General features: G+C 56.1%; 20 protein-coding genes. 10 read left to right on the forward strand and 10 right to left on the reverse strand.

Annotated features, from left to right (window positions below; genetic code table 11):
* Complete coding sequence (gene dapB, locus QUD59_RS09495; protein ID WP_286236681.1) at positions 1 to 807, forward strand: 4-hydroxy-tetrahydrodipicolinate reductase; 807 nt, start codon at positions 1 to 3, stop codon at positions 805 to 807.
* Between the two features lie 81 nt (positions 808 to 888).
* Here dapB and QUD59_RS09500 read toward each other — a convergent pair whose 3' ends face one another.
* The 10 genes from QUD59_RS09500 to metK all read right to left on the reverse strand — a co-directional run bounded on the left by QUD59_RS09500 (position 889) and on the right by metK (position 10,987).
* Positions 889 to 2,178 (reverse strand): dihydroorotase, encoded by a 1,290-nt coding sequence (locus tag QUD59_RS09500; protein ID WP_286236683.1) that lies wholly within the window; start codon positions 2,176 to 2,178, stop codon positions 889 to 891.
* Positions 2,179 to 2,180: 2 nt separating this feature from the next.
* Positions 2,181 to 3,188 carry an aspartate carbamoyltransferase catalytic subunit gene (locus QUD59_RS09505; protein ID WP_286236684.1) on the reverse strand — a complete coding sequence of 336 codons (1,008 nt, stop codon included), beginning with the start codon at positions 3,186 to 3,188 and terminating at the stop codon, positions 2,181 to 2,183.
* A gap of 10 nt (positions 3,189 to 3,198) precedes the next feature.
* Positions 3,199 to 3,714 (reverse strand): bifunctional pyr operon transcriptional regulator/uracil phosphoribosyltransferase PyrR, encoded by a 516-nt coding sequence (gene pyrR / locus QUD59_RS09510; protein ID WP_286236685.1) that lies wholly within the window; start codon positions 3,712 to 3,714, stop codon positions 3,199 to 3,201.
* Positions 3,695 to 4,171: a Holliday junction resolvase RuvX gene (gene ruvX, locus QUD59_RS09515; protein WP_286236687.1), complete on the reverse strand. Its 477-nt coding sequence runs from the start codon at positions 4,169 to 4,171 to the stop codon at positions 3,695 to 3,697. Before ruvX ends, pyrR begins: the two co-directional genes overlap by 20 nt.
* Positions 4,172 to 4,224: 53 nt before the next feature.
* The gene (locus QUD59_RS09520; protein WP_286236688.1) at positions 4,225 to 4,797 is read right to left on the reverse strand and encodes a YqgE/AlgH family protein; all 573 of its coding nucleotides are present in this window, start codon (positions 4,795 to 4,797) and stop codon (positions 4,225 to 4,227) included.
* Between the two features lie 35 nt (positions 4,798 to 4,832).
* Positions 4,833 to 5,783: an energy transducer TonB gene (locus QUD59_RS09525; RefSeq protein ID WP_286236689.1), complete on the reverse strand. Its 951-nt coding sequence runs from the start codon at positions 5,781 to 5,783 to the stop codon at positions 4,833 to 4,835.
* 26 nt (positions 5,784 to 5,809) lie between these two features.
* On the reverse strand, positions 5,810 to 6,763 hold the full coding sequence (gshB, locus tag QUD59_RS09530; protein WP_286236690.1) for a glutathione synthase: 954 nt from the start codon (positions 6,761 to 6,763) through the stop codon (positions 5,810 to 5,812).
* A 55-nt stretch (positions 6,764 to 6,818) separates the two neighbouring features.
* Positions 6,819 to 7,550 (reverse strand): 16S rRNA (uracil(1498)-N(3))-methyltransferase, encoded by a 732-nt coding sequence (locus tag QUD59_RS09535; protein ID WP_286236691.1) that lies wholly within the window; start codon positions 7,548 to 7,550, stop codon positions 6,819 to 6,821.
* Between the two features lie 8 nt (positions 7,551 to 7,558).
* Positions 7,559 to 9,685, reverse strand: a complete 2,127-nt coding sequence (locus tag QUD59_RS09540; protein ID WP_286236692.1) for an EAL domain-containing protein — start codon at positions 9,683 to 9,685, stop codon at positions 7,559 to 7,561.
* Between the two features lie 111 nt (positions 9,686 to 9,796).
* The gene (metK, locus tag QUD59_RS09545) at positions 9,797 to 10,987 is read right to left on the reverse strand and encodes a methionine adenosyltransferase (protein ID WP_286236693.1); all 1,191 of its coding nucleotides are present in this window, start codon (positions 10,985 to 10,987) and stop codon (positions 9,797 to 9,799) included.
* Between the two features lie 300 nt (positions 10,988 to 11,287).
* Here metK and tkt point away from each other — a divergent pair, with 300 nt between their 5' ends.
* The 9 genes from tkt (at position 11,288) to QUD59_RS09590 (ending at position 21,447) form a co-directional block, all read left to right on the forward strand.
* Positions 11,288 to 13,282, forward strand: coding sequence for a transketolase (gene tkt / locus QUD59_RS09550; protein WP_286236694.1), 1,995 nt, complete (start codon positions 11,288 to 11,290; stop codon positions 13,280 to 13,282).
* Between the two features lie 63 nt (positions 13,283 to 13,345).
* On the forward strand, positions 13,346 to 14,401 hold the full coding sequence (locus tag QUD59_RS09555; RefSeq protein WP_286236695.1) for a type I glyceraldehyde-3-phosphate dehydrogenase: 1,056 nt from the start codon (positions 13,346 to 13,348) through the stop codon (positions 14,399 to 14,401).
* Between the two features lie 32 nt (positions 14,402 to 14,433).
* Positions 14,434 to 15,597: a phosphoglycerate kinase gene (locus tag QUD59_RS09560; protein ID WP_286236697.1), complete on the forward strand. Its 1,164-nt coding sequence runs from the start codon at positions 14,434 to 14,436 to the stop codon at positions 15,595 to 15,597.
* 107 nt (positions 15,598 to 15,704) lie between these two features.
* Entirely contained in the window at positions 15,705 to 16,769 is a 1,065-nt protein-coding gene (fba, locus tag QUD59_RS09565) for a class II fructose-bisphosphate aldolase (protein ID WP_286236698.1), read from the forward strand.
* A gap of 201 nt (positions 16,770 to 16,970) precedes the next feature.
* Positions 16,971 to 18,074, forward strand: coding sequence for a 4Fe-4S dicluster domain-containing protein (locus QUD59_RS09570; protein ID WP_286236700.1), 1,104 nt, complete (start codon positions 16,971 to 16,973; stop codon positions 18,072 to 18,074).
* Entirely contained in the window at positions 18,074 to 18,910 is an 837-nt protein-coding gene (locus tag QUD59_RS09575) for an FAD/NAD(P)-binding protein (protein ID WP_286236701.1), read from the forward strand. Before QUD59_RS09570 ends, QUD59_RS09575 begins: the two co-directional genes overlap by 1 nt.
* Positions 18,911 to 18,912: 2 nt before the next feature.
* Entirely contained in the window at positions 18,913 to 19,698 is a 786-nt protein-coding gene (locus tag QUD59_RS09580; RefSeq protein ID WP_286236702.1) for an NADH-quinone oxidoreductase subunit B family protein, read from the forward strand.
* Positions 19,685 to 20,977: a Ni/Fe hydrogenase subunit alpha gene (locus tag QUD59_RS09585; RefSeq protein ID WP_286236703.1), complete on the forward strand. Its 1,293-nt coding sequence runs from the start codon at positions 19,685 to 19,687 to the stop codon at positions 20,975 to 20,977. The genes QUD59_RS09580 and QUD59_RS09585 overlap by 14 nt, the downstream gene beginning before the upstream one ends.
* Positions 20,974 to 21,447 carry a hydrogenase maturation protease gene (locus QUD59_RS09590; protein WP_286236705.1) on the forward strand — a complete coding sequence of 158 codons (474 nt, stop codon included), beginning with the start codon at positions 20,974 to 20,976 and terminating at the stop codon, positions 21,445 to 21,447. Before QUD59_RS09585 ends, QUD59_RS09590 begins: the two co-directional genes overlap by 4 nt.
* Positions 21,448 to 21,450: the final 3 nt, after the last annotated feature.

Consider the following 21,450-nt stretch of genomic DNA (forward strand, 5'->3'; position numbering starts at 1 on the left):
ATGATTAAAGTGGCAGTGACCGGCGCGGCTGGTCGTATGGGTAAGGCAAATATTGAAGCGATCCAGATGGCCGAAGGCGTTGAGCTGGGCGCTGCGATTGTCGAACCGGATAGTTCCCTGATCGGTGCTGATGCCGGTGAAGTGGCGGGTGTTGGTAAGCTGGGTGTCACCATTGTCGGCTCTCTGCATGAAGCCGTGGCAGACTTTGATGTGCTGATCGACTTCACGGCACCTGAAGTGACGCTGGAAAACGTACGTTTCTGCACCACGCACGGCAAGAAGGTAGTCATTGGTACCACGGGTCTGACGGATGCTCAGAAGCAGGTGCTGGAAAAGGCTGCTGAAAGCATTGCGGTGGTTTTTGCACCGAACATGAGCGTAGGTGTAAACCTCTGTTTCAAACTGCTGGAGATCGCAGCAAAAGCGCTGGGTAACGATGACTACGATATCGAAGTGATTGAAGCGCACCATCGGCATAAGGTGGATTCACCTTCCGGTACGGCGCTGCGCATGGGTGAAGTGGTGGCCGACGCACTGGGACGCGATCTGAACGAATGTGCAGTTTATGGCCGTGAAGGTCAGACTGGCGCTCGTCCGCGTGGTGAGATCGGTTTCGAAACCATCCGGGCCGGTGATGTAGTGGGAGATCACACCGTACTGTTCGGCACTGAGGGTGAGCGCATTGAGATCACTCATAAAGCGAGTAACCGTCTGACGTTTGCCAAAGGCGCTGTACGTGCCAGCAAGTGGCTGGGTGATAAGGACAAGGGCTTATTTGATATGCAGGATATCCTTGGCCTGAAATAAGTCAGCTACTGCGTACTGTACAATTAAAAAGCCCCGGCTCGAAGTCCGGGGCTTTTTGCTTTCTGAGCATAACCAAACGCTTTAAGCGTTACCGCCTTCCAGTTGATAAACCAGTTCGCCGTTGAACAGGGTGTGAGTGACACGGCCCTTCAGCGGGTAGTTCATAAACGGAGTGTTTTTGCCCCGGGAATGGCAGCTTTCGGGTGTCAGTTCCCACGCCATGGCCGGATCAAAGATCGTAATGTCAGCGGCGCTGCCCGGACTCAGTTTACCGCCTTCCAGACGCATGATCTCTGCCGGCGCGGAAGTCAGTTTTTCTACCAGTTGCGGCAGTTCCAGAATGTTCTGCTCAACCAGCAGCAGTGACAGAGGCAGCAGGGTTTCGAGGCCGATCATGCCCGGTTCGGTATCTGCGAACGGTGCTTCTTTGGCCGCACGCTCGTGTGGCTGATGATCGGAACAGATCGCCTGAATCGTACCGCTGAGTACACCCTGAATCAGGCCGGCACGGTCTAGCTGGCTGCGCAGGGGGGGCAATACGTGGAAATCGTTGTTGAAACCGGTCACGCACTCGTCGGTCAGTAGCAGGTTGTGAATCGCAACGTCGGCGGTGACCGGCAGGCCGCGTTCACGGGCTTCGTGGATCATGCGCACGGAGCGTTCACAGGAGAGCTGACCAAAGTGGGCGCGAACGCCGGTCTGCTCAGTCAGCAGCAGGCAGCGGGCGACTTCAATTGTTTCAGCGGACTCCGGAATACCGTTCAGACCGAGTCGGGTGCAGGTGCTGTCATCGTGCATGCAGCCGCCACGGGCCAGAGATTCATCCTGAGCCTGAAACACCACCAGCAGATCATGGGTTGCCGCGTATTCCAGACAACGCATCAGAATCAGCGAGTTGGCAATCGGCAGGCGACTGTTGCTGAACGCGATGCAACCGGAAGAGGCGAGTGCAGCCATCGGGGCGAGTTGCTCCCCTTCGAGGCCTTTGGTCAGTGCTCCCATCGGCAGAATGCGCATCTTGCCGGCTTCTTCACAGCGATCCCGGATCAGTTCGGCGACTGCGGAGGTATCCACAACCGGACTGGTGGTAGGCGGGGTGATCATGGTGGTTACACCGCCGGCTACGGCCGCAGCTGCTTCGGTTTTGATGGAGCCTTTCTGCGAAGGGCCGGGTTCACGGGCGTGGGCGCTGAGGTCGATAAAGCCCGGGCAGACAACCTGACCGGTAGCATCAATCGTTTGTCCGGCTTCAACGCCTTCCGGGGCAGAACCCAGTGCGGCGACTTTGCCATCGACAATGTAAAGGTCGGTGACCTGATCAATCTGATTGGCCGGGTCGATAACGCGACCACCCTGAATAAGCATGTTCATCGTTATGACTCTCCAGCCTGGATTAGATTCGCACGGGTTTTGGTCTGGCCGCTCATGGCCATGGACATCACGGCCATTCGCACGGCGATACCGTTGGTGACCTGATCCAGAATCAGTGAGCGATCACCATCAGCCACAGAGGAGGCGATCTCCACGCCGCGGTTGATCGGACCCGGGTGCATCACCACCGCGTCCGGTTTAGCCAGCGCCAGTTTATCCATAGTCAGGCCGTAGAGTTTATAGAATTCGCTCTCGCTTGGCAGCAGGGCGCTGTTCATACGCTCCTTCTGCAGGCGCAGCATCATCACAACATCGACGTCGCGAATGCCCTGCAGCATATCGGTGTATACCTTAACGCCGAGGGTCTCGATATGGCGGGGCAGCAGGGTGTTAGGTGCGATAACGCGAATCTCTTTAACGCCCAGTGTGCGCAGTGCGTGGATCTGTGAGCGGGCCACACGGGAGTGCAGGATGTCACCGACAATCGCCACAGTCAGCGGCGCAAATTCGCCTTTCGCCTGACGGATAGTCAGCATATCCAGCATGGCCTGTGTCGGGTGTGCATGACGGCCGTCACCGGCGTTGATGACCGCGACATCTGGTGTGACATGTTCGGCAATAAAGTGCGCTGCACCGCTGCTGGAATGACGTACCACAAACATGTCAGAGTGCATCGCGTGCAGGGTCATCAGGGTGTCTTTCAGGGTTTCGCCTTTGGAGGTCGACGAGGTGCTGATGTTCAGGTTGAGCACGTCGGCGGACAAGCGCTTGGCGGCCAGTTCAAAAGTGGACAGAGTCCGGGTGCTGGCTTCAAAAAACAGGTTTACCACAGTTTTACCCCGCAGCAGCGGGACTTTCTTAACCTGCTTGGCGCTCATATCCACAAAGGAATCAGCGGTATCCAGAATCTCGGTCAGCAGCTCACGGGAGAGACCTTCCGTGGTGATAAAGTGCTTCAGCTCACCCTCAGGGGTCAGTTGAATCTGATTCGGGTCGGTGGGTTCAAACATGATTTTAAACTCAGTCTGCGGAACGGTTACGAATTTCCAGGGCCAGAGGTTCCGGGCCGGTCAGTTTTACAATCTGGTCAGGGTCGATCGCCAGAGTGCCGCCAATAATATCCGCCTGAATCGGCAACTCGCGTTGCTGCAGGTCAAGCAGGGTCACCAGAGTGACCGAGGCCGGGCGGCCATAATCAAACAGCTCGTTCATGGCGGCGCGAATGGTGCGGCCACTCATGATGACATCATCGACCAGAATGATATGCCGTCCTTCCGTGGTGCAGGGAAGCTGCGAGGGCTGCACCCGGGGGTTAAGGCCGCTCTGGTCAAAATCGTCGCGGTGAAAGGAGATATCCAGCACGCCGAGCGGACTCTCCAGCTTCAGGGCTTTGTGCAGGCGCTGAGCCAGCCAGACACCGCCGGTGTGGATGCCGATCATCATCGGGTCCGGGCGCGTGCCCTGGGAGAGCAGGGCGCTGAGTTCTTGCTCCATCTTGCCCAGCAGGGCGGTGGCATTAAGTGCGTTTGATGTCATAGGCATCCTCCAAACGGGTATGGCTCGGAATGCGGATGTCGCAGTTGAACCAGCTTTCCAGAATCAGTTGGGCAGCAATCCCGTCTACCGACTCTTTCTTAAAATTGTTACTGCCGCCCGCGGCAAAGTGAATCTCCTTGGCGGCGACAGTGGAGAGGCGTTCATCCATTAAAAAACAGGGGGTTTTGTAGCGCTCATGCAGACGGTTGGCAAATTTACGCGCGCGGTGTGACAGATCCTGAAGCGTACCGTCCATGTTCAACGGAATGCCGATGACCAGCGCGTGGGGTTGCCACTCGTTAATCATGGCGTCGAGCTGCTCCCAGTCCGGGATGCCGTCCCGGGCTCTGACCGGTGGCAGAGGCGATGCGCTGGCCGTCACCGACTGGCCTGCTGCCACGCCGATGCGTGTGGTACCGAAATCGAAGGCCAGTACCTGCTCAATGCTGTTGCTCATGTGTTGCCGGATCCTTATGCCTGTGCGGCAAATCTGCCTGATCAGAGGCGACTTCAGGCGTGTCCTGGGTGGGCGGTCAGCAGATCGAGGTTTACGCCCAGAATGGATGCGGCTGCCTGTAAACGATCCCCAGCCGGAATGCCGAATAGTATATCCGAATTTGCCGGGCAGCTTAACCAGACATTGTCGCTGATCTCCTGTTCTAACTGCCCCGGGCTCCAGCCCGCACAGCCCAGTGCAACCAGATAATCATGGTTAAAACGGCCCTCGGCTGCGGCTTCAATCGCATCGATGGAGGTGCTCAGGTAGATGTCATCCGCGACACAGTGACTGCCGGGCCACTCCTCCGGATGGCCGGAGCGGTGAAGCACATAGCCCCGGTCGCTGCGCACAGGGCCGCCGCTGTATATCTCCTGCTGCTGGTTGGCGATAGAGGGGCAGGGGATTTCGAGATGGTCGCACAATTCTGCAAGGGTGATACCTACCGGCCGGTTGACCACCAGCCCCATAGCGCCGTACTCGCTGTGGTCGCAGATGTAGGTGACCGTCTGGGAGAAGTTCTGGTCGTTGAGGTGAGGCATCGAGATGAGGAACTGATTACGCAGGCTGTAGCACGGGGAGCTCATAGTATTGATCTCTTTTTGGAGCACTACATAAAGGATTAGTATACCCGGGCTTTTTTCTCAAACTTCCAGGTACGAATAATCTCCAGAATGTCCGTACTTTTTCTCATCTCGAGCGGGAACGGCTGGAACGGTGCGGCGAGGCGGACGATGCGAATGGCAGCATCATCCAGTACCGGCTGGCCGGAGGATTCCAGAATCTCAACACTGCGTACCGAGCCGTCCGGTTCGATTGCAACCAGCAACCGCAGGCTGCCGTAGAGTTTGTTGCGGCGTGCTTCTTCCGGGTAATTCAGGTTGCCGACTTTTTCGATTTTTTTGCGCCAGTTGTTGAGGTATTGGGCATCTTCACGCTTCTGCGTGGAGGCGGAGGTGAGTCGTTTGACGCGGGGGCGTTTGGCTTCCATCTCCCGGTGCGCGTCCAGCTCGGCCTGCAGGCTGGCCATCTTCAGACTGCGTGCCAGCAGTGAGGTTGCGCCGGCCGTTTCCTGTGGCTTACGCTGGCTGGTTTTACGTTGCTGAGTCTGGTCGGCAGCCTGATGCTGTTTGGCTTTGGTGCTGGTAACAACTTTTTTCTCGGGGCGCTTTTTCGGCTGGCTTACAGGCGCTTTTTCCGGCGCGTCCTGCTTGGCGGTAGCCGGTGCCGGCTGGGCTTGCTGTACCGGCGCATTGGCCAGCGGCTGAGCGGGCGCGGTGTGATTGATCTTGCTGTCCTGAATCGAGGCTTTCTGCGGGGTTGAAGGCAGCAGTTTCTCTTCGCTGCGGCCGCTGCCCTGTTGGTTCGACTGGGCGATGAAATCGGCTTTCTCCGGCGCTTTTTCCTCCTGAAACTGGGCCAGAGTCACTTCAATGGTGCGTTGTGGCGGGACTTTAGTTTCCGTTGTAAAGCTGATACCAATGATCGCGACCGCATGCAGCGCGGTCGCGAAAAACAGCGTAAAGCCAAACCTTTCGGTGGCGGTAGCAGTGGAGGATACAGCGGTATTCACGCGCAGCGCTTTCCTTTGGTCGATGCTCAGCGAGCCGTCAGGCGGGACTCGATGGCATCCATCAGTTGCATGCCGATATCCAGCCCGTACTGATCGTTCAGTTCGCGGATACAGGTCGGGCTGGTGACATTGATCTCAGTGAGATAATCGCCGATTACGTCCAGTCCTACAAACAATAATCCCTTTTCCTTCAGGGTGGGAGCGATCTGTTCGCAGATCCAGTAGTCGCGTTCAGTCAGTTCACGACCTTCGCCACGACCTCCGGCAGCGAGGTTGCCCCGGGTCTCGCCGTTGGTCGGAATACGTGCCAGACCGTAAGGCACCGGTTCGCCATCGACCAGCAGAATGCGTTTGTCGCCGTCCACGATCTCCGGAATAAACTTCTGCGCCATAATCGTCTGCTGGCCATGGTTGGTCAGGGTTTCGATAATCACGCCCAGATTCAGTCCGTCTTCTTTTATACGGTAGATCTGGGAGCCGCCCATACCGTCCAGCGGTTTGAAAATCACGTCGCCCTGCTCGCGATGGAACTTACGCAACTGCTGTTCATCACGGCTGACCAGTACCGGCGGGCAGCACTGGGGGAAGTGAGTGGCAAACAGCTTCTCGTTGTAATCGCGCAGGCTCTGCGGTTTGTTAACGATCAGGGTGCCTTCCATCTCTGCCTGTTCCAGCAGGTAGGTGGTGTAGATAAATTCGTTATCAAACGGTGGGTCTTTGCGCATCAGGATCACATCCAGATCCGCCAGATCGCGGGTCTGGTATTCATCGCGCCGGAACCAGTTGTCCGGGTCCATGGCAACCTGTAGCGGTGCCATGCTGGCCTGAGCCTTACCGTTGAGTGAGAACAGGTGGTGCTGTTCCATGTACCACAGCTCCCAGCCTTTCTGCTGCGCAGCCCATAGCATGGCCAGCGAACTGTCCTTTTTGAAACTGATGTGATCGATCGGGTCCATCACGATGCCAAGTTTAATTGCCATTGCTGCTTCCTGTTCTGTTAATACTGCGACTACCGGGTCTGAATCAGCCCGTTTTTTATCCGCCCAGATCGCCCCAGAGGTAGTTGAGAATGCTCAACGCAGCAACCGGGGCTGTTTCTGTTCGCATTACCCGAGGCCCCAGTGTCAGGGGCCTGAAACCGTGACTGATTGCCAGTTCTACTTCGGCTTCGCTGAGCCCGCCTTCCGGGCCAATCAGCAGTGCCACCGAGGTGGGGGCATCCATCTGCGCCAGAGGCTGTTCACTATGATGATGTAATACCAGTTTAAGTTCCGCATCCTGTGCCTGTAGCCAGGTTTCAAGCGTTTCCGGCGTATGGATCAGAGGCGGGATCTGGCGGCCACTCTGTTCACAGGCACTGATGGCGATCTGCTGCCAGTGGCTGACCCGTTTCGGCTGACGCTCTTTCGGTAGTTTAACCTCGCAGCGCTCGCTGAACAGCGGGGTGATGGCTGCAACGCCCATCTCGGTACTTTTCTGTACCGCGTAATCCATACGTTCGCCACGGGACAGCGTCTGGCCGATAGACACCCGCAACGGGCTTTCACTGCTGCGGGTAACCTGTTCTTCTATATGGGCATAGGCGTTGCGTTTTTCAACACGGCTGAGGCGGGCACGGTATTCACAGCCGTCACCATTGAACAGGGTCAGCAGATCCCCGCTCTGCATCCGCAGCGCGCGGCTGACGTGCTGTACCACCGCATCACTCAGTTCAATCTCTGTGCCCGCCTGCAGTGGCTGGTCTTCGTAAAAGCGCGGAATTCTCATGGTCGGCTTCAGGCACCTTCAATAATCAGGTCTTCATCTATCAGGGATTCAAACTGCTCGACAGCCAGTGGTTTGCTGAGCAGGAAACCCTGAACAATATCGCATTGTGCTTCGCGCAGTATAGAGAGTTGCTGCTCGGTCTCAACACCCTCGGCGACCACTTTGAGTTGCAGGCCGTGAGCCATGAGGATAATGGCCTGCACAATTTTCAGATCCTGTGGGTTGCTGTCGAGGTCTTCGACAAAGGATCGGTCGATTTTAATGTGATCCACCGGCAGATTTTTGATTCGGCTGAGGGAGGAGTAGCCGGTACCGAAATCATCGATGGAGATGCTCACGCCAGTGGCTCTGACCCGTTTCAGTTTCTCCTGAATATGGGTCAGGTCTTCGATCAGGACACCTTCGGTCAGTTCCAGCTCCAGATGCCATAAGGGCACCTGATAACGGCGGAAAATTTCGGTCAGCCGCTGCTCAAAATCGCTGCGCAGGAAGCTGATGCCGGAGAGGTTGACGGCAATCCTCGGGAAGCAGAGCTGTTTGTTGATCCAGTGACGGCATTGCCTTGCCACCGCGCTCAGTACCCAGTAGTCGAGGCTGGAGATCAGACCGCTCTGCTCAGCAAGAGGAACAAAGACCGCCGGCGATATGGGGCCAAGCCTCGGGTGGTTCCAGCGCAACAGTGTTTCAGCGCTCAGCGGTGTGTTGTGGTTCAGATCAAACAGGGGCTGGAACACCAGATGAAACTGATCCTGTTCCAGCGCGGTGGAGAGGTCCTGCCAGAGTTCGAGGCGCTGGTGGGCTTCCTGATCGCGAATCTGGTTATAGCAAAGCCAGTTCTGTTCCCGTTTGCGGGCTGCTTTGGCCGCGATTTCGGCCCGGCCGATGAGCTCGAATTGCTGGTCTCCATCTTCCGGGAAACTGGTGACACCGATGCGCGCGCCGATCTGAATCTGCAGGTTACCCAGCTTGATCGGTTGCTGCATGGTTTCCAGAATGCTCTGGGCCAGTTGTTCCAGTTTCAGGTCATCCGGCTTGTTGATCAGAATCAGACCGAAGCTGCCCTCAGAAAGACGCGCCAGCCGGTGATTGACGGAAAGCAGCAGGCGCAGTCGATTGGCGGTTTCGACCAGAATCTCGTCACGTTGCTCGTCACCCAGTTCGATGGTCAGGTTGCGCAGCAGATCGAGGCGGATAAACAGGAAGTAAACTTTCTCCTGTGTATCAAAGTTACGGATAATCTCCCGCTCCAGTGCCTCGCCAATCGCATGGCGGTTATACAAGCGTGTGACCGGGTCGAAGTTTTCCAGAAACTGCACATGTTCCTGAACGTAGCGCAGCCGCTTGTTTTCCAGCAGATGGTCGCGGAAGTGGTCCATCGCGCGTGCGATCTTGCCGATCTCGTCGCGGTGGTGGGTAAAACGGATCTCCTGATCGATGTCGCCGTGGGCCAGTTGTCCCATCTGTTCGGAGAGGGCCTTAACCGGGCGGACAATATTTCTCGCAATCAGAATGGCGCTGATCAGAGCGCTGATCAGGATAAACAGGGTCAGCCCAAGATAGCTCAGGGCACGTTGCAGATAGATCGGATACAGATCATCCAGATAGATGCCGGTGCCCAGTACCAGATCGCTGCCCTGAATCTGCTGCATATAGGTAAGCTTTTCGATCGAGCGGCCACCCTCAGGGCGGGGCCAGTAAATATTCCAGAAGTGCTGCCCGGCAGAGCGGCGAAACAGTTCATCCAGCCCGCTGAGAATCAGGTTGGGGCGCATTTGCTCAGGAAGCTCGCTGATCGCCTGACCTTCCAGTTGCGGGAGTCTGGGGTGCAGAAGCAGTTGATTGTTTTCAATCAGGTAGAGGTAACCCTCTTCGCCATAGCCGACGGTGTAGATAAGATCGCGCAGGCGTTGCTGATATTCGTGTTGGGAGATCTGTCCGGATTGTTGCTGATTGCGCAGAGCGCTGATCTGATTAGCCGATGCCTGAATAACACTGCGGATCTGCTCCTTCTTACCGTTCAGGGTGTCCTGATAGGAGAAGCAGAACGCCAGACCGGAGGCGACGATAATGCCCAGCGCGAGAATCATCACCAGTCCGATCAGTTTGCTGCGGATACTAAAATTACTCAGCTGCATTATGTCCAAGGCCCGGAAAAAACAGACACATTATTGTCATATGATTTCTTGTAGGCAATTAAAAAGCACCCGAAGGTGCTTTTTAATTGAATCTGGCGTTGCGGAAACGGCTTAGAGGCCGGCTGCAGCGCGCAGTTCGTCAGCTTTATCAGTACGCTCCCAGGTGAACGCAGTAAAGGTTTCACCCTTGTACTCCATCTCAAACGGGTTGCGACCGAAGTGACCGTAGGCCGCAGTTGGCTGGTACATCGGGTGCAGCAGGTCGAGCATTTTGGTGATCGCGTAAGGACGCAGATCGAAGTGCTCGCCAACCAGCTGGATAATTTTTTCATCGGAGATTTTGCCGGTACCGAAGGTGTTGATCGATACCGAGGTCGGCTGAGCGACACCAATCGCGTAAGAAACCTGAATCTCGCAACGGTCAGCAAGGCCTGCCGCAACGATGTTTTTCGCCACGTAACGACCTGCGTATGCTGCGGAACGGTCTACTTTGGACGGATCCTTACCGGAGAACGCGCCACCACCGTGACGAGCCATGCCGCCGTAGGTGTCTACGATGATCTTACGACCGGTCAGACCACAGTCGCCGACAGGCCCACCGATCACGAAGTTGCCGGTCGGGTTGATGTGGAACTGAGTGTCTTTGGTGATCCACTCCGCCGGAATGACGTGCTTAACGATCAGCTCCATCACCGCTTCACGCAGATCTGCCTGAGAGACGTCCGGGTTGTGCTGGGTGGACAGTACCAGTGCATCTACAGCAACCGGCTTGCCGTTTTCATAACGGAAGGTCAGCTGTGATTTTGCATCCGGGCGCAGCCATGGCAGCAGGCCGGATTTACGTGCTTCAGCCTGACGCTCAACCAGACGGTGAGAGTAGGTGATAGGCGCAGGCATCAGAACATCGGTTTCGTTGGATGCGTAACCGAACATCAGACCCTGGTCGCCGGCACCCTGATCTTCAGGCTTGGAGCGGTCAACGCCCTGAGCGATATCGATAGACTGTTTACCGATGATGTTGATCACACCACAGGTATCCCCGTCGTAACCCACATCAGAAGAGGTGTAGCCGATGTCGCAGATCACCTTACGAACCAGATCTTCCAGATCGACCCACGCGGAAGTAGAGATTTCGCCGGAAACCACTGCTACACCCGTTTTTACCATGGTTTCACAGGCAACGCGGGCGTATTTGTCTTCAGCGATGATGGCGTCCAGAACTGCATCAGAGATCTGGTCGGCGATCTTATCCGGGTGACCCTCGGAAACCGATTCAGAAGTAAATAAGCTGTATTCGCTCATTGTCATTAATACCTTTCAATAGATGATCCAAAGAGGCTGGAACAAGGCGCCTGAAACACTGAAAGTCTAGCAGGCGACAATCCGTCTGGATAAATAAGCGCGTATTGTACGCGTGGGCAGCTAAAAATATATAGGATTGAGGCCCCGCCAAGATGAGAATTATCACTTTTTGAATGAAAAACGCTCATTTTTGCCCGGAAAAGGCAAAACTTATTTGAAGCGAATGGCTATCTGCGAGAAAATTGCGCCCAATTTTTTCCTGAACCTTCTATTTGGGCGAGCCGCCCAGGAGCTGAGTTAATGTCCTCTCGCAGAGAACTTGCCAACGCGATTCGCGCGCTGAGCATGGATGCCGTACAGAAAGCAAAATCTGGTCACCCGGGTGCCCCAATGGGTATGGCGGATATCGCCGAAGTGCTGTGGAATGATTTCATGAAGCACAACCCGCAAAACCCGCAGTGGTTCGACCGTGACCGGTTTGTCCTCTCTAACGGACATGGCTCTATGTTGATCTACAGCCTGCTCCACCTGACCGGTTACGATGTGTCCATCGACGACCTGAAAAACTTCCGTCAGTTGCACTCCAAAACGGCAGGTCACCCGGAATACGGTTACTGCCCGGGTGTAGAAACCACAACCGGTCCACTGGGTCAGGGTATCACCAATGCGGTAGGTTTTGCGGTAGCCGAGAAAGTACTGGCTGCGCAGTTCAACCGTGAAGGTCACGAGATTATCGATCACAACACCTATGCGTTCCTCGGCGATGGCTGCATGATGGAAGGTATCTCCCACGAAGCCTGCTCTCTGGCGGGTACTCTGGGTCTGGGTAAACTGATCGCGTTCTGGGATGACAACGGCATCTCCATCGACGGTGAAGTAGAAGGCTGGTACACCGACGATAACGTTAAACGTTTCGAAGCCTACGGCTGGCAGGTTATCCCGGCAGTAGACGGACACGATGCGGATCAGATCCGTGCAGCCATTGAACAGGCTCAGGCGAACACTGAACAGCCGACCCTGATCTGCTGCAAAACCGTCATCGGTTTCGGTTCGCCTAATAAAGAAGGTAAAGAGGACTGTCACGGTGCACCTCTGGGCGATGATGAGATCGCACTGACCCGTGAACGTCTGGGCTGGACTCATCCTGCATTCGAAATCCCTGCGGATATCGCTGAAGACTGGAATGCTCAGGAAGCTGGCACTCACGCTGAAAACGAGTGGAACGAACGTTTCGCTGCGTACCGTGCTGAGTTCCCTGAACTGGCTGATGAGCTGCTGCGTCGTATCTCTGGTGAGCTGCCGGCAGACTTCTCCGACAAAGCCGATGCATACATTGCTCAGATCGCTGATAAAGGCGAAACCATCGCCTCCCGTAAAGCGTCCCAGAATGCACTCAACGCATACGGCCCTATGCTGCCTGAACTGCTGGGCGGTTCGGCTGACCTGGCCGGTTCGAACCTGACCCTGTGGTCTGGTTGTAAAGGTGTTGAGAGAAACGATGCCAACGGTAACTACCTGTTCTACGGTGTTCGTGAATTCGGTATGTCCGCAATCATGAACGGTATCGCCCTGCACGGCGGTTTCATCCCTTACGGCGCAACCTTCCTGGTATTTATGGAATACGCCCGCAATGCGGTACGTATGGCGGCGCTGATGAAGCAGCGTGCAATCCACGTGTACACCCATGACTCCATTGGTCTGGGTGAAGATGGTCCGACACACCAGCCGATCGAACAGATCTCTAACCTGCGTCACACCCCGAACATGAGCTGCTGGCGTCCGTGTGATGCGGTTGAATCCGCTGTTGCCTGGAAAGCGGCGCTTGAGCGTGTGGATGGGCCTACGGCGATGATCTTCTCCCGTCAGAACCTGCCACACCAGCAGCGTGATGCTGAACAGCTTGCGAATATCGCTAAGGGTGGTTACATCCTGCGTGATACAGACGGTCAGCCAGATGCGATTCTGATTGCTACCGGTTCTGAAGTCGGCCTGGCGATGGATGCGGCGGAAGCTCTGGCAGCCGATGGCGTGAAAGCCCGTGTCGTTTCCATGCCGGAAACTGCGCTGTTCGACAAGCAGTCTGCTGAATACCGCGAATCTGTACTGCCAGCAGCGGTAACCGCGCGTGTTGCTGTTGAAGCGGCTCAGGCTGACTTCTGGTACAAATATGTTGGCCTGAACGGCGCGATCGTTGGTATGCGTACCTTCGGTGAGTCGGCTCCGGCGGGCGACCTGTTCAAACACTTCGGCTTTACAACTGAGAACGTTGTTGAGACTGTGAAGTCTGTTCTCTGATTGAACGATCTGCAAAGACCCGGCTTGCCGGGTCTTTCTCTTTTTTTCGGGTAGGGTTTCAGATTGAGTTACCGCGTTGCGATCAACGGCTATGGCCGAATTGGCCAGTGTGTTCTGCGTGCCATCTATGAGAATGGTGTTCAGGACCTGTTTCAGGTGGTCGCGATTAATGAACTGTCTGATCTGGAAACCGTCACCTACCTGACCCGCTACGATACAACCCATGGCCGATTCCCGGTGCCGGTTGAGCATGATGGCAACCAGTTACTGGTGAACGGTGATCCGATCCGTATTCTCAGTGAATCGGATGCGGAAGATCTGCCCTGGGCCGCGCTGGGCATCGACCTGCTGTTTGAGTGTTCCGGTTCCTTCAAGGCCCGCTCTCTGGCCGATCTGCATCTGCACAGTGGCGCACAGCGCCTGCTGTTTTCGCAACCCGCTACGGCGGAGGTGGATGCCACGATTGTTTATGGTCTGAACGAAGAGCTGTTGCGGCCTGAGCATCAGGTGGTTTCCGCCGCGTCCTGCACCACTAACTGTATCGTCCCGGTGCTGGATCTGCTGGACAGACGTCTGGGCATTGAAAATGGTGTCACCACGACGATCCACTCGGCGATGAATGACCAGCCGGTGATCGATAGTTATCACCAGACCGATCTGCGTCTGACCCGCAGTGCAATGCAGTCGATCGTGCCGGTGGATACCGGACTGGATAAGGGGATCGACCGTCTGTTGCCGCATCTGGAAGGCAAATTCCAGTGCCTGCATATGCGGGTGCCGACCATTAACGTCTCGTTGATGGATCTGTCGATTAATGTGCGTACCGAAACCTCCGTTGCCGAGGTGAACCAGATCTTGCAGCAGGCCTCACAGCAGGGGCCGTTAAAAGGACTATTGGGTTATACCGAAGAGCCGCATGCTTCAGTAGACTTCAACCGCGATTCCCGCTCCGCGGTGGTCGACGGAACCCAGACCAAAGTGTCTGAGGGGCGTCTGATTAAACTGGTTTGCTGGTTCGATAACGAGTGGGGTTTTGCCAACCGGATGCTGGATGTGGCGAGTCACTGGCTGGCACTGAAGAGCGGGGAACAGCCGTCCCCGGCAGAAACGAATATCTGATTTAATTTTTGAAATATAAGCAGGGCACGTCAATGAGCGTACTGAAAATGAGTGAACTGGATCTGAGCGGAAAACGCGTTCTGATCCGTGAAGACCTGAACGTACCGGTAAAAAACGGTGCAGTGACTTCTGACGCACGTATCCGTGCGTCTCTGCCAACCATTGAGCTGGCGCTGAATGCCGGTGCCCGGGTGATGTTGATGTCTCACCTGGGACGTCCGACCGAAGGTGAGTACGACGAAGCGTTCTCCCTGCAGCCGGTTGCAGACCACCTGGGCAAACTGCTGGGCCGTGAAGTACCCCTGATCAAAGACTGGCTGGATGGCGGTTTTGACGTAGCCGAAGGCGAAGTGGTTCTGCTGGAAAATGTACGCTTTAACGTTGGCGAGAAAAAAGATAACGAAGCCCTGTCTCAGCAGATGGCTGCACTGTGCGATGTTTACGTGATGGATGCATTCGGCACCGCTCACCGCGCTCAGGCTTCTACCCATGGCGTGGCTAAGTTTGCGCCGGTTGCCTGCGCAGGTCCTCTGCTGGCGGGTGAGCTGGATGCACTGGGTAAGGCGCTGGATAATCCGGCTCGCCCACTGGCTGCCATCGTGGGTGGTTCTAAAGTATCCACTAAACTGGAAGTGCTGACTGCGCTGTCTGATCAGGTTGATCAGTTGATCGTGGGTGGCGGTATCGCTAACACGTTCCTTGCGGCTGCTGGCAAGCCGGTAGGCAAATCACTTTGTGAGCATGATCTGATTCCGGTTGCTCAGGATCTGATGGCGAAGGTAAACATCCCGATGCCGGTGGATGTTGTGGTGGCCAAAGAGTTTGCGGAAACGGCAGAAGCGACGGTTAAGTCTGTGGATGACGTGGCTGAAGACGACATGATTCTGGATATCGGCCCTCAGTCGGCACAGGCGCTGGCGGCGCTGCTGAAAGATGCGGGTACGATTATCTGGAATGGCCCGGTGGGCGTATTCGAATTTGATCAGTTCGGCGAGGGTACTAAAACCCTGTCGCTGGCGATCGCTGATAATCAGGGCTTCTCTATTGCAGGTGGCGGTGACACGCTGGCGGCTGTGGATAAGTACGAGATTGCAGATAAGGTTTCCTACATCTCTACCGGTGGTGGTGCCTTCCTGGAATTCGTTGAAGGTAAAGTGCTGCCGGCGGTTGCCGCACTGGAAGCGAAAAGCGCCTGATAAAGCGGCCCGGCGACAACGCCGGGCTCTGAATATGAGTGGATGGGTGGTAAACTCTGCCCATCCCTGCCTGTTGGCAAAGTTAACGAACATTTAAAGGTGACAAAATGGCTCTGATTTCCATGCGTCAGCTGCTGGATCACGCTGCAGAATTTGGCTACGGCATTCCGGCATTTAACGTGAACAACGTGGAACAGATGCGCGCGATTATGGAAGCGGCATCGAAAACCAACTCTCCGGTGATTGTTCAGGCATCTGCGGGTGCGCGCAAGTACGCGGGTTCCAACTTCCTGCGTCACATGATCGAAGCGGCAATTGCTGAATTCCCGCACATTCCGGTATGTATGCATCAGGACCACGGTACCTCACCGGCGGTTTGTCAGCGCTCTATTGCGATGGGTTTCTCCTCGGTAATGATGGATGGCTCGCTGATGGATGACGGCAAAACCCCGTCCAGCTACGAATACAACGTCGACGTAACCCGTCGTACCGTTGAGATGGCTCACGCCTGCGGTGTATCCGTTGAGGGTGAGCTGGGCTGCCTGGGTTCGCTGGAAACCGGTCAGGCGGGTGAAGAAGATGGTATCGGTGCAGACTGCACTCTGTCCCACGACCAGATGCTGACCGATCCGGACGAAGCGGCTGACTTTGTTTCCAAAACCGGTGTTGATGCGCTGGCAATTGCCTGCGGTACGTCACACGGTGCATACAAGTTTACCCGTCCACCGACTGGCGACATTCTGGCGATCGACCGTATTAAAGCGATCCACGAACGTATCCCGGATACTCATCTGGTTATGCACGGCTCCTCTTCTGTGCCTCAGGAGTGGCTGGCAGTGATCAACCAGTTCGGTGGTGAGATTCCGGAGACTTACGGTGTGCCGGTTGAGCAGATCGTTGAAGGTATCAAGTACGGTGTGCGCAAAGTGAACATCGACACCGACCTGCGTCTGGCTTCTACCGGTGCGATCCGCCGCTTCCTGGCCGAAAACCCGGCTGAGTTCGATCCGCGTAAATACCTGAAGAAATCGATGGATGCGATGACCGAGATCTGTATCGCCCGCTATGAAGCGTTTGGTACAGCAGGTAACGCCAGCAAACTGACAGCGATCTCGCTGGAAGATATGGCTGATCAGTACGAGTCCGGTGCTCTGGATCCGAAAATCGCCTGAGCTGCTGAAGATTGATGATAAAAACCGCCTTTATGGCGGTTTTTTTTCGTCTGTTTTCCACCGCTTATGCCGTTGTGGATGAAATGGGCTGACTATACTGAAGCTTTATATTTCGGTTCCTGTTTTATTGATCATCGGCATTGGTTTATCCACGGGGCCGGTTTACTCTGGGTTGAGGGTTTGTCCACAAAAGGATTGGTGATGAGTCATACAGCACCTGCTTTTCTTGCGCGTGAAGATCTGAACCGGCTGCTGCAGTTATTGCAGGGGCAGGGCTACCGTCTTTGTGGCCCGCAGGTCCGTGACGGCACCATTGTTTATGACCACCTCGCTGACACTGCCGCTTTACCCCGGGGCTGGCGTGATACTCAACAGCCCGGTCACTATCGTCTGCAACAGCACGACTCCCCGCGTTATTTTGACTGGGCCAATGGGCCACAGGCGATCAAACCCCTGACCTTCCCCGCCCGTGAGGTGCTTTGGGAGGCGCGCCGCAGAGAAAGCGGTGAGCTGGAATTTATTGTCCCGGATCAGGCGCTGGAAAAGGTTGCGGTTATCGGTGTAAAAGCCTGTGATCTGGCTGCGCTGGCATTGCAGGATCAACACTTCTTACAGGCTGAATATCAGGATCCGGGCTATCTGGCGCGGCGCAAAGGGCTGTTTCTGGTCGGGGTTAACTGCAGCCGTGCAGCGGCGACCTGTTTTTGCGTTTCCACCGGCGATGGCCCGGCAATAGAGCAGGGCTATGATCTGCTTCTGGATGAGCTGGAGGAGGGGTTCCTGATCCGTTCGGGTTCAGACTCCGGTGCCGTGCTGCTGGCAGAGTTGCCATTAGAGGCAGCGCTGCCCGGGCAGATCGACGCAGCGGAACAGCAGGTGCAACAGGTTGCCCGATCTCAGCAGCGTCGCTTGATGCCTGTGTCGCCCGGCAGCTTGATGCAGCAACGCCAGCATCCGCAGTGGGACGATGTGGCAGATCGTTGTCTGGCCTGTGGTAACTGCACTCAGGTTTGCCCGACCTGTTTCTGCCATCACCAGCAGGACCTGCTGCAACTGTCTGGCGAAGCGAGTGAGCATCAGCGTGAATGGGATAGCTGTTTCTCTGAATCCCATGGGCAGTTGGCGGGTTTTCAGGTGCGCAGCACCGTTAAGCAGCGCTATCAGCAGTGGATGACGCATAAACTGGACAGTTGGCAGGAGCAGTACGGCCGTTCTGGCTGTACCGGCTGCGGCCGCTGTATGAGTTGGTGCCCGGCAGCGATTGATTTTGTCGAAGAAGCCAACAAAATCACGGGGGATGGCTGATGAACTCCCATGTTTTTGCGCCGATGCGTGCCACCGTACTGGACAATATCCGTGAGTCTGAGGGGATCTTTACGCTACGTCTGCAACTGAGTGATCCGCAGCACCGGGCCAGTTATCAGTTTATGCCGGGCCAGTTTAATATGCTCTACCTCTACGGCGTGGGGGAAGTGCCGATCTCGATCGTATCCGATCCGCAGGATCCGGGAGTGATCGATCATACGATTCGCAGTGTGGGCCGGGTGACGCGCGGGTTGGCCAAACTGGAAGCCGGGGCAGAGGTCGGGCTGCGTGGCCCTTTCGGACAGGGCTGGCCGATGGCGCTGGCACGGAATAAAGACCTGCTGATCGTGACCGGTGGTCTGGGGTGTGCGCCGGTCGTGGCGGCGATCAATTTTGCTCTCAAGCGCAAAGCCTATTACGAAACGATCAATATTGTGCAGGGTGTTAAGCACAGTGATGACCTGATCTGGCGGCGGCAGTATGAGGCGTGGCAGGCGCTGGAGGGGGTTGAAGTATTTCTTGCGGCGGATCAGTCGGGGCCCGGCTGGCCGTTTCATACCGGCTTGATCACTGAGCTGCTGGGGCAGGTCACGGTGGATCTGAAAAATACGCTGGCGATGGTGTGCGGCCCCGAGGGGATGATGCATGCGGTGGCGGAATCGTTGCTGCAGCAGGGGTTGTCAGCCTATTCGCTCTACCTGAGCATGGAGCGCAATATGCAGTGTGCAGTGGGCCATTGCGGGCATTGCCAGATGGGAGCGGATTTTATCTGTAAGGACGGTCCGGTGTTTGCGTACCCGGATATCCGTGACCGGTTGTTGCTGGCGGGAGTGTGAAGATGGCTAAACCTACTCTGGCGGTGCATAAATTCAGCTCTTGTGATGGTTGTCAGTTGGCGCTGTTGAATATGGGGCCTGATCTGCTGGCGCTGGCTGAACAGCTTGAGATTAAGCACTTTGCTGAAGCCGGAATCGTTAATGAGTCTGCCCCTGTTGATATTGCGCTGGTGGAAGGGAGTGTGGTCACAGCGGCGGATGAAACACGGATCAGAGAGGTGCGTGCCAACAGCCGATACCTGATCAGTATGGGAGCCTGTGCGACCTCGGGGGGGATTCAGGCGCTTAAAAATCTGGCGGAGGACCCTTCGGCCTGGGTCGGTCAGCTCTACCCGCAAACTGAGTTTATCGACTCTCTGGACCGCTCGCATGCGCTGAAGGCTTATGTCCGGGTCGATTTTGAACTCTGGGGCTGCCCGGTTAACAGCCGGCAGGTGGTCGCTGCGGCAGGACAGTTGCTGCAGGGAGTGAGCCCTGTGGATAACCGCGAAAAACTTTGTCTGGAGTGTAAGCGGGCAGGTCAGGTCTGTACGCTGGTCACCCGCGGTGAGCCCTGTATGGGGCCTGTGACCCGGGCGGGTTGCGGGGCGCTCTGTCCGGCCTTTGGTCGTGCCTGCTATGGTTGTTATGGCGAGGCTGAATTGAGCAACGGCGATGCATTGCAGCGCCGGCTGGAAGGGCTTGGGCTGGCACCAGAGCGAGCTGCAGCGCGGTTCCGGCTGATTCACCCGGATCAACAACAGCAAGATCCGCTTCAACTGTCGGGAGGTGACCATGACCCGGCGTAAGATTCAGATTAATGTGCCCAGTCTGGCCCGGGTCGAAGGCGAGGGTGCGTTGCACCTGAAAATCGAACAGGGCCGGATTGAGCAGTTGCAGTTTCGCATCTATGAACCTCCGCGGTTTTTCGAACAGTTCATGCAGGGGCGTCACTACACTGAAGTGCCGGATATTGTCGCGCGGATCTGCGGTATCTGCCCGGTGGCCTATCAGGTCAGCGCGGTGAACGCGCTGGAGTCGCTGTTTGCGCTGGAGACGACACCCTGGATCAGTAATATGCGCCGCCTGCTTTACTGCGGTGAGTGGATTCAGAGCCACAGCCTGCATATCCATCTGTTAGCCCTGCCAGACTATTTCGCGGAGGAAACTGTGCTCGGGCTGGCAGCTAAAGAGCCGGAGCTGGTGCGACGTGGCTTTGCGATACAGGAGGCGGGAAATCGGCTGATTCGTTTCCTCGGTGGGCGCTCGGTGCATCCGGTGGGTATTCAGGTGGGCGGTTTTCATCATGCGCCTGCGGTTTCTGAGGCCCGCTCCCTGCTGAGTTTTCTTGAAGATACATTACCTCAGGCAGAAGCCTTACTGGAGTATCTGGCCGGGATGGCGTTGCCGGAGCAGAATCAGGCATTTACGTCTGTGACGCTGGCGCATCAGGAATACCCGATTGAACAGGGCGAACTGATCAGCTCGACCGGACTCAGGCTACAACCCGAGCAGTATGAATCTCACTTTAAAGAGCTGCAGAGCCCTCATTCCACCGCGCTCTGGAGCCTGCTCGACGGACAGGATTATCTGGTCGGCCCGCTGGCGCGGCTGAACCTGAATCAGGCGGTGCTGCCTGCCTTTTTACAGCGCCATCTGCAGCGTCTGGGCAATCCGTTTCCGAGTCAGAATATGTTCCACAGTATGCTTGCCCGCGGGGTCGAGATCTGTCTGGCGTTGTATGAGGCGATCACTATTCTGCGGGAGTATCAGCCGGACACCCCGGCGCTGGAACTGCAGGTCAAAGCGGGGGTTGGCTGTGGCTGGAGCGAAGCGCCACGAGGGCTCCTGTGGCACCGTTACCGGGTGGATTCTGAGGGGTTGATTCAGGAAGCGAAAATAGTGCCGCCGACCAGTCAGAATCAGGCGCGGATCGAGCAGGATCTGCGTCATTCGCTGCATCAGTTTGGCCTGGATCATTCAACTGAAGCATTGCGCCTGCATAGTGAGAAGGTGATCCGTAACTATGATCCCTGTATCTCCTGTGCAACTCACTTCCTTAAGATGAGCGTGGAACGTCAGGGATGAGCCGGCAGAGACAGGGAATACTGGCGCTGGGCTCACACCATGGTGATGATCAGATCGGCTGGTCGTTGCTGGAGCAGTTGCCTCCTGAGTCCGTGCCGGAAGGGGTTGAGCTGGAGTGGATCAACAGTCCCGGACTGGAGCTGTTTAACTGTCTGCAAACCTATTCAAAACTGTTACTGGTGGATGCAGCCGAGATGGGGGAGAAGCCGGGCGCAGCGCGTTTTTATCCGACCCCGTCGATTCTGACGGAGGCGCCTGAGCGGGAGCTCAGCAGTCATTCACTGAGCCTTAAGCAGGCGCTGGAACTGTTACAGGCGCTGCAGATTCAGCCTCCGCAGCTCGCGCTGTATCTGATCCAGCCGCAAATGATGCAGCCGATGCAGCCACTGTCAGCGACTCTGCAGGCGCGTTTTCCGGCGTTACTTGTTGATTTTAATCAACGGCTGAACCATTATTTTGCGGTGCAATAAAAA

The organism is Neptuniibacter halophilus (assembly GCF_030295765.1).
In the GTDB taxonomy this organism is placed as follows: domain Bacteria; phylum Pseudomonadota; class Gammaproteobacteria; order Pseudomonadales; family Balneatricaceae; genus Neptuniibacter; species Neptuniibacter halophilus.